At 51.5% G+C, this 15,983-nt stretch carries 14 protein-coding genes; 8 read left to right on the top strand and 6 right to left on the bottom strand.

Going from position 1 to position 15,983, the window contains the following annotated elements; genetic code table 11:
• The coding region (locus Q0628_RS09895) for a TrpB-like pyridoxal phosphate-dependent enzyme (protein WP_298770589.1) at positions 1-948 on the bottom strand (948 nt) is incomplete at its 3' end.
• 448 nt (positions 949-1,396) lie between these two features.
• Between Q0628_RS09895 and tgt the strand changes: the two genes are divergently transcribed.
• Both tgt and Q0628_RS09885 read left to right on the top strand, forming a co-directional pair.
• Positions 1,397-2,536, top strand: a complete 1,140-nt coding sequence (gene tgt / locus Q0628_RS09890) for a tRNA guanosine(34) transglycosylase Tgt (protein WP_298770587.1) — start codon at positions 1,397-1,399, stop codon at positions 2,534-2,536.
• A 91-nt stretch (positions 2,537-2,627) separates the two neighbouring features.
• Complete coding sequence (locus Q0628_RS09885) at positions 2,628-4,427, top strand: hypothetical protein (protein WP_298770585.1); 1,800 nt, start codon at positions 2,628-2,630, stop codon at positions 4,425-4,427.
• 39 nt (positions 4,428-4,466) lie between these two features.
• Here the strand turns inward: Q0628_RS09885 and dnaA are convergent, their stop codons facing one another.
• Positions 4,467-5,765 carry a chromosomal replication initiator protein DnaA gene (dnaA, locus tag Q0628_RS09880; RefSeq protein ID WP_298770583.1) on the bottom strand — a complete coding sequence of 433 codons (1,299 nt, stop codon included), beginning with the start codon at positions 5,763-5,765 and terminating at the stop codon, positions 4,467-4,469.
• Between the two features lie 363 nt (positions 5,766-6,128).
• Here dnaA and Q0628_RS09875 point away from each other — a divergent pair, with 363 nt between their 5' ends.
• Genes Q0628_RS09875 through Q0628_RS09855 form a run of 5 tightly spaced genes read left to right on the top strand, consistent with a single transcriptional unit; the run spans position 6,129 to position 11,011 of the window.
• A complete protein-coding gene (locus Q0628_RS09875) occupies positions 6,129-6,605 on the top strand; it encodes a hypothetical protein (protein WP_298770581.1) in 477 nt (158 codons plus the stop codon).
• A 13-nt stretch (positions 6,606-6,618) separates the two neighbouring features.
• Positions 6,619-7,731, top strand: coding sequence for a squalene/phytoene synthase family protein (locus Q0628_RS09870; protein WP_298770579.1), 1,113 nt, complete (start codon positions 6,619-6,621; stop codon positions 7,729-7,731).
• An 11-nt stretch (positions 7,732-7,742) separates the two neighbouring features.
• Positions 7,743-8,294 carry a signal peptidase II gene (lspA, locus tag Q0628_RS09865; protein WP_298770577.1) on the top strand — a complete coding sequence of 184 codons (552 nt, stop codon included), beginning with the start codon at positions 7,743-7,745 and terminating at the stop codon, positions 8,292-8,294.
• A 2-nt stretch (positions 8,295-8,296) separates the two neighbouring features.
• The gene (locus tag Q0628_RS09860) at positions 8,297-9,574 is read left to right on the top strand and encodes an RluA family pseudouridine synthase (RefSeq protein WP_298770575.1); all 1,278 of its coding nucleotides are present in this window, start codon (positions 8,297-8,299) and stop codon (positions 9,572-9,574) included.
• Between the two features lie 15 nt (positions 9,575-9,589).
• Complete coding sequence (locus Q0628_RS09855) at positions 9,590-11,011, top strand: Mur ligase family protein (RefSeq protein WP_298770573.1); 1,422 nt, start codon at positions 9,590-9,592, stop codon at positions 11,009-11,011.
• A 399-nt stretch (positions 11,012-11,410) separates the two neighbouring features.
• On the opposite strand, the gene Q0628_RS09850 is transcribed toward Q0628_RS09855, so the two are convergent.
• Genes Q0628_RS09850 through Q0628_RS09835 form a run of 4 tightly spaced genes read right to left on the bottom strand, consistent with a single transcriptional unit; the run spans position 11,411 to position 14,798 of the window.
• Positions 11,411-12,433 (bottom strand): agmatine deiminase family protein, encoded by a 1,023-nt coding sequence (locus Q0628_RS09850; RefSeq protein WP_298770571.1) that lies wholly within the window; start codon positions 12,431-12,433, stop codon positions 11,411-11,413.
• A gap of 41 nt (positions 12,434-12,474) precedes the next feature.
• Complete coding sequence (locus Q0628_RS09845) at positions 12,475-13,341, bottom strand: carbon-nitrogen hydrolase (protein ID WP_298770569.1); 867 nt, start codon at positions 13,339-13,341, stop codon at positions 12,475-12,477.
• Positions 13,280-13,435, bottom strand: coding sequence for a hypothetical protein (locus Q0628_RS09840; protein WP_158278312.1), 156 nt, complete (start codon positions 13,433-13,435; stop codon positions 13,280-13,282). Before Q0628_RS09840 ends, Q0628_RS09845 begins: the two co-directional genes overlap by 62 nt.
• Before the next feature lie 40 nt (positions 13,436-13,475).
• Positions 13,476-14,798 carry a DUF2914 domain-containing protein gene (locus tag Q0628_RS09835; RefSeq protein WP_298770565.1) on the bottom strand — a complete coding sequence of 441 codons (1,323 nt, stop codon included), beginning with the start codon at positions 14,796-14,798 and terminating at the stop codon, positions 13,476-13,478.
• 90 nt (positions 14,799-14,888) lie between these two features.
• Here Q0628_RS09835 and proS point away from each other — a divergent pair.
• On the top strand, positions 14,889-15,983 hold a 1,095-nt coding region (gene proS, locus Q0628_RS09830; protein WP_298770563.1), incomplete at its 3' end, for a proline--tRNA ligase.

Genomic DNA, 15,983 nt, shown 5'->3' with positions numbered 1-15,983 from the left:
GTCGTAAGCGTACTTACCGCGAGTGAAGCTCGGGCAGCTAGCCGGTTCCACAGCGAGAATATCGTAGTCGGCTTCGCCACGGAGCTTTTCGCCGACGAACGGGCTGATAAGGCCACCGAGGTTGGAACCACCGCCGGCGCAACCGATGATGAGGTCGGCCTTCACGCCGAGCTTGTCGAGGGCGGCCTTGGTTTCGAGACCGATGACGGACTGGTGCAGCAACACCTGGTTCAGCACGGAACCGAGAACGTAGCGGTAACCCGGCTGCTTCACGGCGGCTTCCACGGCTTCGGAGATGGCGCAGCCGAGGCTACCCGTGGTGCCCGGGAATTCGGCGTTGATCTTCTTGCCGATGTCGGTGGTCATGGAAGGCGACGGGGTCACGCTTGCACCGTAGGTGCGCATGACTTCGCGGCGGAACGGCTTCTGTTCGTAGGAGACCTTCACCATGTAGACCTGGCAGTCCAGTCCGAAGAAGGCGGTGGACATCGAAAGGGCGGTGCCCCACTGGCCTGCACCCGTTTCGGTGGTCACGCCCTTGAGGCCCTGCTTCTTGGCGTAGTAGGCCTGCGCAATGGCGGAGTTCAGCTTGTGGGAGCCCGAGGTGTTGTTGCCTTCGAACTTGTAGTAGATGTGCGCCGGAGTGCCGAGCGCCTGTTCCAGGAAGTAGGCGCGGACGAGCGGGGAGGGGCGGTACATCTTGTAGAAAGTCAGGATATCTTCGGGAATTTCGAAGTAAGCGGTATCGTTGTCGAGTTCCTGCTTGATGAGCTCGTCGCAGAACACGGGCTGCAGGTCTTCGAAAGTCACGGGCTTACCGGTACCCGGGTTCAGGAGCGGTGCGGGCTTCTTCTTCATGTCGGCACGGACGTTGTACCATGCCTTGGGGAGTTCGTTTTCGTCGAGGTAAGTCTTGACCGGGCCGTCGAGCTTGAGCGAGTTTCTCATCTTGTATTCCTTTATTTGCGGCCTGCTTTGAGCAGAGCCATAATTATGCCGCTAAAATATACTAAAACCGCATGTAAGTAAGGGCGCGCATTCTTTTTTTGACCGAGGGACTGCATGTTACGTTTTTTGTATCGATACGACTTTGTGTGTCTTGTTGACAATTGAAAAATTTTTATTAAATTGGAAATATGGCTATCAATCATAACCTATTTACTGGGCAGACGGAACCGGCAGGGGAGGTTCGCTTGTCACATGCTGGCGAGGGGGTAAAACAGCTTCCAGTCCATAGTGGAAAAAAATTCATTCGCCTCCGTTCGCTTCGTAATAAAGCCAAAACCAAACAGACAAAAGACTCGACGACGGACAAATAAGCCCAGGTTTTAAAGCGCTTCGGAAAACCTTGGCGTTTTTCTATTGTGAAATACTGCAAATTTCTAGATTTGTATTCGTGAATCCGAATCCCTTTGAACTTCTTAAGACAAGCGACCGCAGCAAGGCCCGCCGTGGCAGGCTCCGTACCGCCCACGGTACAGTCGAAACGCCGATTTTTATGCCGGTGGGGACTCTTGCGAGCGTGAAGGGACTCTCGTCGCGCGACCTCCGCGAAATGCATGCGCAAATCATCTTGGCGAACACGTACCATCTGTATCTGCGCCCAGGCACGGAACTTGTGGCCAGGATGGGCGGCGTGCAGAAGTTCATGGGCTGGAACGGCCCCATGCTCACCGACAGCGGCGGATTCCAAGTATGGAGCCTGAAGGATTTTCGCCACATTACAGAAGATGGTGTAGAATTCAAGAGTCTGCTGGATGGCAGTTGCCACAAGTTTACGCCTGAATCGGTTATGAAGGCACAACGCGAAATTGGCGCGGATATCATCATGGCCTTCGATGAATGCACGCCTTACCCGAGCACCCTCGAAGAGGCTGCGCACTCGCTCGACCTGACGCTTAAATGGACTCGCCGGGCGATGGACTGGCTCCATGAAAATCCGCCGCTCCATGGTTACCCGCAATACTTTTTTGGGATTGTTCAGGGTGGCATGCACAAGGAACTCCGCCAAAAATCCATTGACGCCCTCAAGGAAATCGCTCCCGACGGTTACGCCATGGGGGGCCTTTCTGTAGGCGAACCTGTAGAAACCATGTACGAAATTGCGGATTTCTGTACAAATTCACTGCCTGTAGATCGCGCTCGCTATGTGATGGGGGTTGGTACGCCCTGGAATCTGCTGGAACTCATCAAGTGCGGGGTTGACATGTTTGACTGCATTTTGCCCGCCAAGAACGCTCAGGACGGCCTCGTGTACACTAGCAGGGGAGTGCTCCGCTACAAGAATGCTAAGTTTGCCGATGATGGTCGCCCACTGGATCCGGAATGCGACTGCCATTGCTGTCGCAATTACACCCGCGCCTACCTGCGTCATCTTTTCAAGGCCAAGGAACCCCTAGGCTGGACGCTTTCGACGCTCCACAATTTGCATTTCTATCTGCGCTTGATGCAGCAGGCTCGCGATCACATCGAAGATGGCGATTTCGAAGAATGGTCATCGGCTCTAATTCCGCAACTTCAACATGATGCGGATTAGGCTGGAAAAGGCTTCCCTAAGGTAAAAGTTTATGCTCTTGTAAAGATTTTTTAAAAGACAAGGGCTCCATATAAATATAAATTAGAAGCGTATGAAGAGTTTTTTTGTTACGTGTGTCGCAGTGACAGCCCTAGCTGTTACAACCTCTTTTGCTGACGATTTTGAAGATGCCGTTGCAGCAGTCGATTCTGCCGAAGCTGCAAACACGCCGGGAATGGCTGATGAAAACCATTTCGAGTATTTTGATTGCTGGATAGAACGAGCCTCGTTTGTTATTCCCAAGGAGCGTGACCGTATCGGAGCCATTCGCGATGAGGCCCAAATTTGCGGTTGTTACACTGTCCGCGAGAAGGGTGGCTATGGTTGGCGTGGCGAAGACGAACCTAAAAAGATCCTGCGTGTTTGGGATGTCCCCAAACCCCGGTTGCTTACTTGTCCCAAGGGGAGTAGTTGTTCGCAGGAAATGTTCGTGGCGCAGTGCATGGACCATATCAGGGAATCAGGGCCCGTGTTGACTGATTTTGCGAAGGGTGGGGCCATGGAAGGGGCTATTGCCCTTATGTTTGAAGATGGCTCCGCGACGCCTTTTGGTGAATATATCAATGCCCATGCCGGCAAGACGGATTCGATTGGATGTTTCTTCAATATTCATGATAGGCCCGATGTCGCTGAGCAGAATGACCGTCGTAACCCTTCTCTGTTTCGTCTTAAGGGTCTTCCGAAAAAGCTTGTGCCGTCCGCTATCGCACGCTTTACGGATTTTAGCGACCTTCGCTGCCTTGACAAGGGTGTCCTGACGGGTTTTGCGGGGAACGGCTATGTAGAAAACATCCGTCATGTCGATGCCAATGGACTTATTCACGGCGAGGAAACCGGCTACATGAACGACCCCCTGTATCCCAAGAAGCAGGGACCGGAGTGGGGCAAGGTGTTTTGGACTGCCAAATACAAGCGCGGCAAGCGCGATGGAGTGGCGAAGTTCTACCGCTCCAGCGTCTACGACAGGAGCGACAAGGAATATTACTTTAGACACCTGGAAGTCCCTTATACGCAGGGCTTTGTCAACGGCACCGTCCGCATGTATTCCGACAGCAACTTCCTCATGGCAGAAATACCCATGAAGCGTAATGCCATGCATGGCCGCATGACGGTTTTCAACCCGTTCAAGAAGAAAAACTTGACTCTCACGTTCAATGCCAATGATCTCGAGGGCTTTGTCGATTTCGGTGATTTTGGCGGCGTGTACCATAAGGGACTTCCGAATGGACTGATTACCTTCTGGACTGTGAAGGATTCCTGCTACCAGTGGATGCCGGGCGATACGGTCTGCTATACGCAGCGCTTGACCAAAAAACAGTGGGGCTCCTACAAGATGGGAGTCTTCCAGGGCAAGATGGAATGTGCCAATGGCGAGAAGGGCGACAAGAACTTGATTTGTCCTGATCTTGATTCGGCAATGGTAGCGAAGATGGCCAGTGATGCTGCGGCGGCTCTTCAGACGAAGGAACAGGCTTCGATGGATTCATCGGCAGTTGCAAAACCGGTCGAAGAGAAGGTTGCCATTCCTGAAGCTGCAGAACCGACCAAGGTAGATGCAAAGAAAGCCCGTCTCGAGGCGGAAAAAGCCCGTCGCGAAGCCAAGGCTGCCGAAAAAGCTGCTCTGAAGGCCGAGCGTGAAGCCAAGAAGGCCGAAAAAGCTCGTCTCGCAAAGGAAAAAAAGGCGGAAAAGGCCCGTATCGCCAGGGAGAAAAAGGCAGAAAGGGCGCGCCTTGCCAAGGAGAAGAGGGAAAAGGCCAAGGCTAAGAAAGCCGCTAAGAAAAATGCGGCATCTCAGTCAAATTCAGCATCTCAATCCAGTGCTGCTCCTCAATCTAGTGAAGAGGCTCCTTAAGAATAACCCTTTGATACTTTTATGCGAGATTGCGGTTCACTAGTCGTGAATCGCGTTTTTTAGGCTTTCGATAAGTCTTGCAAAGCTCGGATCGGTTTCCATTTCTTTCTTGATGCTCTTGATGGCATGGACTACGGTGGAGTGATCCTTGCCGCCGAAACGGGAACCGATGCTCTGCAGGCTGATGGGCGAGCATTCGCGCATCAGGTACATGGCGACCTGTCGCGCCTTCGAAATTTCCTTGGTGCCTCGGCCCGATTCGATGAGCTTCGCTTCGGGAACTTCGTAGTGCTTTGAAACTGTATGCAATACGGCGTCAAGGCTTACGCGACGACGGAGAGTCGGGGCGATTTCGGCGACAACTTTCTGGGCAATGCTCATGTCGATGTCGTGGTGCATCAGGCTTGACTGGAGTGTGAGCTTGATGATGGCGCTTTCGAGACAGCGGACATTGCTTGCGATGCTTTCGGCTAGGTAATGCAGAATGTCGTCGCTGATTTCGAGGTGGCGTTCCTCGGCCTTCTTGTGAAGAATTGCTTCGCGCGTTTCAACATCAGGCGGTTGGATGTCGACGGTGAGACCCCAGGCAAAGCGGCTTACGAGGCGGTCGGAAAGATTCTTGACTTCGGCAGCGGGAGCGTCGGATGTCAGCACGATCTGCTTTCCGGCCTGATGCAGTGCGTTAAAGATCAGGAAAAATTCGTTCTGTGTTTCGTATTTGCCGGTCCAGTTCTGAATGTCGTCAATGAGTAGGATGTCGACTTCGTTCCTGTAGAAGTCGGACATTTCAGTGATGCGCTGTTCACGCAGACATTTCATGTACTGCTGGGAAAAATCTTCGGATGTCAGGTAGCAGACTCGCTTGGTCGGATCGTCTTCTAGGATGTAGTTTCCGATAGCCTGGAGCAAGTGCGTTTTTCCCAGTCCGGAAGAACCATAGATGAACAGGGGATTGTACTGCGTGCCGTCAGGGTTACGGGCAACGGCAAGAGCTGCGTTGAATGCAAGTTGGGCCTTGTCGCCCGGCACGAAATTTTCAAATCGGAACGATCCCGAAAGCGGAATACTCGGTTTCAGAAAATCCTTGAAGCTGTTTGATGCGGAAGACGGCTGGGCAATAGCTTCTTGCGGCTGAAATTCGAATTCGATTGCGGATTCGTCATGAGTGGCTTCGCGCCAGCCGAGGCGAATGAGTTCCTTGTAGGCGGAATAGACTGCGGTATCCAGTCCGGAAGGAATGGACACAACTGCATGACCGGTTGTGAGGCTAATGAGTTTGGTCTGTGCAAAATAAGTCTTGAATACCGTATCCGAAAGCATCCCACGGAGGTAGTTCAAACATCTTTCCCATTCAGCTTGCATTTTCGCATCCTCTTCCACTACAGGAGTATCAAATCTATCAACAATTAGGGCTTCTAATTTAGAAATTGTAGCCTTGATTGTTGATAAGTCGTTGCGATCCATTGGCAAAAAAGGGCTTTCTTGACATCGGACCGCCATCGTAAGTCCTTGATTGTCAATAAAATAAAAAAAAAGTTTGTCTTGATTGCTTCTGGTAGCCCTCTATAATGCATTTAAGGCAAATCCGGTCTTTTTAGCAAATTTCTACATTTGCGCCGTATGCAATTTTTTGAGACAATGGATTATTGGTTCTGGGTTCCGGTTTTATTTTGGGTTGGGTTGTATTTTTGGTTCTATCGCGTGTCTTACCCACGTTATTTGAAGAAACTGGTCAAGAAGGGAATTAAGTGGGCCTATGTTCCTGCCTGGCATGGATACTGGGGGACTTTGGATATGCTGTTTTCGTTCCTGACAATTTTGCTGTCGGCAATTCCTGCGATATGGATTCTTTTCAAATGGCTGGATTATCCTTGGTATTACGGTTTTGCCTCGTGTCCAGTATTTGTCGTCTTTGCGGTCATGGTGTGTAGCGGAGCAAAGAAGAAGACTGCGGAACTTTTTCAGTCGGCTTATTTCCTGGAATATCGCAGGGTCCGTTACGAAACGGAAATCAAGGGTACTTTCAGAAACGAGTCTGATGTACATAACCGGACTATCTGGAGCTATACGAAGAAACTGAAGAATGCGGAAGCACATGGTCGACTCTGGAAGTACGTGAACGCCATGGCGAAGACGAAAAAGATTCCGCCCGATATTTATGCGGAAACAATGTACTAGGGGAGTGGTGAGAATGTCGAATATTCTTGAATGTGTAGGCGTTGGCGAGAATGTCCTGGAAGGTCGTGAAGCCTGGAAGTATGCCGAAGATATTCTGTTGCAGGTGTCGAGGACATTTGCTCTCAATATCAATGTCTTAAAGGGTAAACTTCACAAGAGTATTTTGCTTGCCTATCTGTACCTGCGCATTGCGGATACCGTCGAAGACGATCCTGACATGAAGGCGTCTGAAAAAGATGTCCTGCTCGGCCTTTTTGCTGACATTTTCAAGACTGCCGAACTTCGTGAAGATGCTGTCTCGACATTTGAAAAGGCCCTGCCTGAAAGCTGGCGTAAGTCGGATCATCCCTACATGAATCTTTGTCTCCATACTCATGTGGTGGTGCCTCTGCTCAAGGAACTGTCCGAAGAATATGCGGCTCCCGTGCGTGCGGTGACTGTTGAGATGTGTCAAGGCATGGCGAAGTTTGCCTTGAGACAGGAGGTGGCTCTCAGTTCTGGCTGGTTCACGCTAGAACGCGTCGCGGACCTTGACGAGTACTGTTACTATGTGGCTGGTATTGTTGGTAAGCTCTTGACGAATCTGTTTGCGGCTGATACGTGCCTGATCAACGAAGCCCGCAAGGCCGAGATGCAGAAACTCGATGTGAGTTTTGGCCTTGCCTTACAGGTGGCGAATATAGTGAAGGATTGTATCGAGGATTCGGAACGTCGCGTCTGCTTTGTCCCCGAGGAAATTTGCCGTAGGCATGGCTTTGCACATTCTTACGAAATGTTTGAAAATCCTTCCGATAACCGCGAATATTTTGACAGGCGTCGTGCCGCCGTGATGGGTGAACTCGTGAAAAAGGCGTGGGGGCATTTGGACGATGCTATAGCCTATACGAAATGGATCCCTTCGATAAAGATGCGCACTAGGCTTTTCTGCTTGTGGCCGCTCTTTATGGCTGCCGAAAACATGAAGCTAATCGGTGATGGTTCTAGTCTTTTTGCAAGCGATAAGAAGGTGAAAATTTCTCGCGATACGGTAAAGCGGATTATCAAGTCTACGACATTGCATTTCTATTCTGATCGCTGGATCGTGAAAACCTACGACAATTTGAAGATGGAGGCGGGCCTCAAGTAGCCTGACATTGAATGAAATTTTACAATAAGTGGCCGTTTCATTTAGGTGTTATCCTTTTTAGCATTGTTGCTGACCAGCTTACAAAGCTGTGGGCGCTTGTGCGCTTCACGAACGATACGGGGGCTCCGAACCATGACTACATCAACGTGATAGGCGATTGGATCCGCTTTCAGTTGGTGTTCAATAAGGGAGCCGCTTTCAGTAGCCGTCCGCAGGACCTGATGCCGTTCTTGCCGCCGTGGCTTTTCTTCTTGCTTATTTCGATTGTCGCAACTATAGTCCTTTTGTGGTTCTACAAGTCCATCGATAAACGGGACTGGATGAGTCGCCTAGGAGTCGTGATGATTCTTGGAGGAGCTGTCGGAAACTTTATTGACCGCATGCGTCTTCAGATGGTGGTAGATTTTATTGATTGCGATTTTCCTGACTTTATCATGACGCGTTTCCCGACATTCAATGTCGCGGATTCCTTTGTGACGGTCGGTGTTGCCGTTGTAATTCTTTCGCCAGTCGTCTTGAAGAAATTGCACAAGCAAATCAAGGAAGAAAAAGAACAGAAGTAGTCATGAATTATATCGTCAAAGAAAATCATTCCGGCGAACGTATCGACAAGTTCCTTGTGAGCGTGATGGATAATGTGTCCCGCACCGATGTTCAGAAACTGATTGCTGCCGGTGAAGTCAAGGTAGGCGGAGTTCCCTCGTCCAAGAATTTTCGCGTAGAAACGGGCATGGTCGTTGTGGTTGACAAGATTCCCGAAAAGGAAGCTAGTACTCTGGAGCCCGAAGACATTCCGCTTGATATCGTGTATGAAGACGATGACATTGTGGTCCTCAACAAGCCGCGTAACTTAGTGGTGCATCCGGGTAACGGCGTGCAGAATGGTACGCTTGCGGCAGGACTTCTGCACCATTTCAAGGAAAATTTGTCTGCCGTGAACGGTCCTCTGCGTCCGGGTATAGTCCATCGTCTGGATAAGGATACACCGGGGCTTATGGTAGTTGCGAAGAATGATGCTGCTCATAGGCACTTGGCGCACCAGCTGGAAACCCGCACATTGCATCGTACATACAATGCGCTCGTGTGGGGCTGTCCTCGTGATTTGGAAGGATGCATTGATGCTCCCATTGGCCGTAACCCCAAAAATCGTCTCAAGATGGCGGTCGTGAGTGACGGAAAACCGAGCCGAACCCACTTTGTGGCGAAGAAATTTTTTGCTTTTGCCACACTTCTGGAATTGCAACTGGAATCGGGCCGCACGCATCAGATCCGCGTGCATAGTCGCTACATGGGACACCCGGTTGTGGGAGATCCGCTGTATGATGGACGTGATGGTTGCTTGAATCGAGTGTCTCCCTTGATGAAGGATGTCGCGGCGAAAGTTCTGGAGATGGCGCCCGCGCAGTTATTGCAGGCAGTGAAGATTGAACTCATCCATCCGACGACAGGGAAGAAGATGAAGTTCAAGGTGCCGCTCGAAAAGTCATTCGACCAAATTCTGAAGTTGCTCAAGAAGGAGTGTCCGGCTGACGCTCCGGTGTTCGACGAAGAGGAAGGATTTCGCGACTTTGATGCAGACATGCGCTTTGACGATAGTCTCGATGAGGAATCAGACTTGAATGCGCTTGACAAGTTTGACGAATGCGTTTTCCCGGAATTGAAGGAACGGAAGACTCGCGCCCAGCGTCATGCCGAGAAGGCCGCGACAGCTGCGCAACGTAAGGCAAAAGCTGCGGAACGTAAGCTCATCAAGCAGATGAAGGCGGCTCGCAAGAAGGGGATTGCGCCCGAGGATTTCGTGGAACCCGGTTACGAGCCTACGATAGATCCGGATTTACTTTGATTTTCGAGGTTTTAAATGAATCCTGAATCTTACTTTTTTATCGGTGTTGCGGGTGTAGGCATGAGTGCCATTGCCCAGTATTTGGTTGGCAAGGGTGTTTCTATTAGCGGGTCTGACCGCCAGTTTGGTGCAGCAGAAAAGCCGCTCGTCATGACTCAGCTCGAAGAATGTGGCGTCAAGTGCTTTCCGCAAGACGGTTCGGGCGTTGTCGCGGGGCTCTCTGCGGTGGTCGTGAGTACCGCCATCGAAGATTCGAATCCGGACCTCAAGCGCGCCAAGGAACTGGGAATCCCGGTGATGCACCGCAGCGAAATGCTGGCGAAAATTTCGAAGGAAGCCCGCACGATTGCTGTGAGCGGAACCAGCGGAAAGTCCACCGTGACCGCCATGATTTATCACATTCTGCAATATGCGGGCCTCCAGCCGTCGGTGATGACGGGGGCGGGCCTCGTGAATTTGCAGAAGGAAGGCAAAATCGGTAACGCCGTGTCCGGTAAGGGCGAATGGCTTGTGGTGGAAGCGGACGAAAGCGACGGAACGCTGGTGCGCTACGAACCCGAAATCGGCCTGATTCTCAATGTGGACAAGGACCACAAGGAATTGAGCGAACTCCAGGAAATCTTCCTCAAGTTCAGCCATAACATTCTCGATAACGGCAAGATTCTGATTGTAAACGATGCGCACCCGCTGGCCAAGAAGTTCAGCGCCGGTCGCGAATTCGATTTTGGTTTTGAAAATTACGTAGGCGTGCAGGGCACGGACTTCAAGTCTGTTGGAACCTCGATTCAGTTCCGCGTGCGCCACCAGGCAGAACTCGTGAAGTTCGTGGTGCCGCTGCCGGGCAAGCACAATATGGAAAATGCCCTGGCCGCAACGGCTGCCGCCCTCCGCGCAGGGGTAACGCTCCACACTTGCGCCGACGCCCTGGCGACATTCCCCGGCGTGTTCCGCCGTCACCAGATTTTAGGGACCTTCAACGGCGTGACTCTGGTGGATGACTTCGCGCATAATCCGGCAAAGATTGCCGCGAGCATCAGGAGCGCCCAGGACTTTACCGATGGCCGCGTCATCGCCTGGTTCCAGCCGCATGGATTCGGCCCCACACGATTCTTGCGCAAAGACCTTGTGGAATTTATCGCGAAGACGCTCCGCCCCAAGGACTTTGACGACGACCGTGAAAACGACGTGATGTTCTTCAGCGAAATCTACTACGCCGGCGGCACCGTCACCCGCGACATCAGCGCCGGTGACCTTGCCGATGACCTCCTGCTCAAAGGCTGCGAAGCCATCTACATCGCCGACCGCAACGAATGCGCCAAGAAAATGGTGGAATACGCCCAGCCCGGCGACACCATCTTACTGATGGGTGCGAGAGACCCGAGTCTACAGAATTACGCTCAATATGTGCAGCAGTTACTCGAAGAAGAGTTAATGTAAGCACACCCATCGCTGTGAGCTGAAAACGACTCGTATTGACGAGTCGTGTCAGCGAGAGAATCGGCGTTGGGGAAGTCCCTTGTTGATTCTAGCCGATTCGGTCTTTATAGGGTGCGCGAGATCCGAGTTTGCAGGCCTATGCGCAACACGTGCAACAATTATTAGAACAAGAAATCATGTAATTCTTGTAAATTATAACACTTCAAAAACTGTGATTTTCAAGTCACAGTTTTTTTTGTTGTGAGGATAAATAGTTAAAAAGAACAAATGTTCTTCATCGACAAGGTCCTGGCTGCGTCGGCCAGGGAAGGGGAGGGTGCAGGGAGGGGACCGGGCGGCCTTCGCAACTCCGAGCTGGGGCCCCTCCCGCATTATAAAAAAGATTTTTAAGGGCTTCCCTTACAGACTCTCGTGCTTGCTCATGCAATGCAGGCTGCCGCCTTCTTCAATCACGGTGCGGCAGTCCAGCCCGATGATTTTTCTCTTGGGATAAACCTTGCGGAAGTATTCCTCGGCGACTTTGTCTTTTGCGCACTTGTATTTGGGGTAGATCAGTCCACCATTTACATAGATGTAGTTCATGTAGCTGGCCGGCAGAATCTGGCCGTCATCGAGCTTGCGCTGCGGCGGAAGTGGTAGCGTGTCAACCTTGGCTTTTTTGCCGTAGTGGATCTGTAAAAATTCCAGAATGGCTGCACGCGCTTCTTCGAGGGACTTACCATTTGCGCTGCGTGGGCTGGCCGATGCGATAACCACGCGGTCCTTTGCCACGAATCGCGCCACGTTGTCGATATGACCATCGGTATGGTCTCCGACGAGCCCCTTGGGCAGCACCAGTAACGCCTTGAGCCCAAGCATTTCGCAGATTGCCTTGATGACTGCACTCAGGTCTTCCGGTTTGTTGCGGTTCTTGCCCACTAGACAATCCAACGATGTCATGCCGAGGCCATCTCCATTGACTTCGATGGCACCGCCTTCAAAAATGTACGGAACGCTTTCGCCTTTCCTGTATTCGAAAATATCGGCGATTCGTGCGGGAATTTCGTTATCATTTTTCCAAGGCGGAAATTTTGCGCCCCAGGCGTTAAAGACCGTTTCAGAAACAATCGTTTCTTTTCCCTTCTTCAAGAAGAACGGACCATAATCGCGAATCCAGATGTCGTCTGTCTTGATGGTAAAGAAACTGGCCGGATAAGGGCGATCGGCAACGGCGATTTTTTCTTCCGTCGTCAAAAAATCCTTTTTAGGCACCAGCATGTTCACGGGCTGAAATTCGCTAATCGTGCGGATTAAATCGACATAGAACTTGCGGATCATTTCTCCGCGTTCGCCGTACCAGTTCTTCTTATTATGCGGAAAAGCGAGCCACGTGGCGGCCTGTTCTTCCCATTCGGCGGGGTATCTTACAGAAGTCTTTGCCATAAATGAATCTCTCGTCTCTCGTTTGCAGGGCGAAGCCCGTTCTACTTATCGCACCAAATCTTGAGGATGTCCCCGTAAAGGTCTACGCGGCGATCGCGGAAATGCGGCCACCAGCGGCGATTTTCCTCGGTTTCCTTCAGGTCAATTTCTACAATGCTTGCACCCAAGAAATCGGTATCGCATTTGTGAATCAAGTAGCCATCGGGTGCGGCCACGAACGAGGTTCCCCAGAAGGTAAGTTCGCCTTCGGTGCCGATGCGGTTTGCCGAAAGCACGAAGGTGCGGTTCGCAATGGCGTGTCCGCGCATCACCGTGACCCAGCTGTCCTGCTGGCGCGGGTAGATTTCCTTGGGTTCCGATTTCATCCAGCCGATGGCGGTGGGGTAGATCAGAATGTCTGCGCCCTTGAGGCTCATGATACGGGCGGCTTCGGGGAACCACTGGTCCCAGCAAATCAGCACTCCCAGCGTACCGGCGCTGGTCTTGATCGGTTCAAAGCCCGTGTCACCCGGAATGAAGTAATACTTCTCGTAGAAAGCCGGATCGTCGGGAATGTGGCTCTTGCGATAAAGACCGGCAATGCTTCCGTCGCGTTCAAAGACGAAGGCGCTGTTGTGGTAAATGCCACGGGCGCGCTTTTCGAAGAACGGGAAGACGACAACGGCGTTGATTTCTTTGGCAATGCCCTGCCACTGCTTGACAATCTCGCTATCCTTTTCGATAGCCATGTCAAAAAAGTCGGCGTTTTCTTCGAACGGGAAATACGGCGTATGGAACATTTCGGGGAGAACGACCAAGTCGATTCCCTTGCCCTTGAGCGCAAGAGCCTGCTCCACGTACCACTGGTTATTGGTTTGGCTGTTGCCCGTCCACTTGCCCTGCAGTGTTGCTGTCTTGATTTTGTTCATTTTGCAAATCTTTGTTGTTCAGTTTTAGAAACCAATAATCTTCGCTATTAATGGAACTAGCGTTAAGGATAGGATCGTTTTCTAAATCGTTCATACTCTAAATATAGAAATCAAGTGTCTGTTTTTACAAACCGTTATCTCAAAGTGTCTCGTACAAAACCATCTTGAGGAGCGGAATCAAATACTTCGAAAGTTCCTGAACCGATCACGGCCCCATTCTTCTTGGCGACTTCGACTCGGTATTTTCCTGGAGGAATATTCTTTTTGCGGGTGTAGCTGCGGAAGCCGGATTCGCGTCCTCCGTTTAACGTCATTCGTCCAGAAGATATTTTGTCTGTGAGCTTGTATTTTCCGGTTGCCGTGTCCTGGTAATACCATAAATATTCCAGTTCCGCTTTTAGGTCTGCCGGTGCATAAACGGAGGCGAGGAAGTAGATATCGTTACTATCGACGCGATGGACGCTTGGAATTTTGAGCCCGAGTATCTGCAGAAAACTCGGGTCGTCAATATCGCAGGTGTAAGTTACCTTGTCGAAATTCTGGCAGGCAATCTTCTGCTTGAGAACAAGCGGCACAGGCGGAACCCAGTTCATGATGTAGGCGACAATCAGCAGAATGCTGATGATTGCTGGGGCGACCAGGATTCCCTTTTGCCGGCGAGAAAGTTTCCATATGAGCATGCAGAGTCCAAGCGACAGGAGCGTGCTTAGCAAAAACCAGATGAATCCGATGCTGTGAACTAGGTGTGGAATCGCAAAGTTCAAGAACATCGTGCCGAGAAGACAGAAGAATGCAAGCGTGATTCCGAAGCTTTCGTATTTTTTTTGCAAAAATTCGTTACCGACGAGGAGTATGGCGAGCATGATGACGAGGAGGAACGATGCGATGGATCCGCTACTTTTGAAGTAACAGACGACTAGGGCGCTGAACAGGCCGCCGAAGCAGAACTGTAGTGCCCAGGTAAAGCGTTTTTTCCAGGTGTCACTCCATTCGCGGTCCAGGAAACGATGGTGGATGATTATGGCGTTTTCGGGAATCGCAGTCGATTCGTAACCGACATTCTTTGCGAACTTGCTTGCGGCATCCTTTGCCTTGGTTGCAGCATCCTTGGCTTCCTGAGCGGCTTTTGCAAATCTGGATTCGGCTTGCTTTGGTGCCGGAGAATCCTTTGAAGAGACGGGGCTTGGCGTTGCCTGGGGCTTGGCTTGAGCCTTTTGCAGGGCTTGCAGTCTTTCTGCGGTCCAGCCTTCGGGGTGTTCCAGTCGCGCAGAAAGCAGGGTGACTAGAATGAGGGCACCTGTGTAGTAGGCGAGCAGGATTACGATGTCGATCCCGTAGACCATTCGTCCGAGTGTTATTGAATCCCATAGGAATCCCCCCAAAAAGGCGATGGCAGGGGCAAATTTTTCAATCTTCTTTACGGCGGGCTTTTCCCGCATCTTGTTCACGAACTCCATGGCTATAAGATACAAATTTTGATAGTCCGGTTTACTCTGCTGTTGTAATTATCTAAATTTCCCCCCGTAAAATTTCAAAAGGCAAAAACAATGAAACTCTCCAAGTACTTTTACGTGACGCTCCGCGAAACGCCGAGCGATGCCACCATGCCGAGCCACATCTTTCTGATGCGTGGCGGTTACATCAAGCCCGTCTCTACCGGTATCTATTCCATGATGCCGATGGGCTTCCGCGTTATCCAGAAGATCGTGAACATCATCCGCGAAGAAATGAACAAGATTGGCGGAATCGAAGTGGACTTGCCGGTGGTGCAGACCGCCGAACTTTGGAGCGAATCCGGCCGTTATCAGGCCATCGGCGAAGAACTCCTGCGCTTCAAGGACCGCAACAACCACAACATGGTGCTCGCCATGACCCACGAAGAGGCCATGACTGACCTCGTGCGCTACGTGCTCAACAGCTACAAGCAGCTGCCGGTGATGCTCTACCAGTTCAAGACCAAGTACCGTGACGAAGCCCGTGCCCGCGGCGGCCTTATCCGCGTCCGCGAATTCTTGATGAAGGATGCCTACAGCTTCCACACCAGCCAGGAAGACCTGGACCGTCACTACCAGGAAGAATACGACGCCTACCTGCGCATCTACCGTCGCGTGGGCATTGAACCGGTGGTGGTGCAGAGCGATACGGGTATCATGGGCGGTAAGGTCGCTCACGAATTCATGCTCGATACTCCGAACGGCGAAGACTACTTGATTCTTTGTAAGAAGTGCGGCTACCAGGCCAACCGCGAAATCGCGAAGTTCCAGCGCGTGCCGTTCAAGGGCGACGAAAATAGCGAAAGCGCAGCACTCGAAAAGGTTGAAACTCCGCACTGCGCAAGCATCGAAGATCTCACCAAGTTCCTGAACGTGCCCGCCGAATCCACCGCCAAGTGCGTGTTCTTCGACTTCGAAGGCAAGCTCATCACGGTCGTGGTTCCGGGCAACCTCGATGTTTCCGAAATCAAGCTTCACAACTTGCTGAAGGCGAAGGAACTTTACCCCGCCGAAGATAGCCTCATCAAGGCCTGCGGCATGGTTCCGGGCTTTGCTTCCCCGATTAATTCTCACGATACGCGCATCATCGTCGACGAAGCCATCGCCGATTCCTTCGACCTCGTGACGGGCGCTAACGAAGAAGGCTTC

The organism is uncultured Fibrobacter sp., assembly GCF_937877005.1.
Taxonomy (GTDB): Bacteria; Fibrobacterota; Fibrobacteria; order Fibrobacterales; family Fibrobacteraceae; genus Fibrobacter.
The sequence above is the reverse complement of the archived record's forward strand: the minus strand, read 5'-3'. Positions and strand labels throughout refer to the sequence as shown.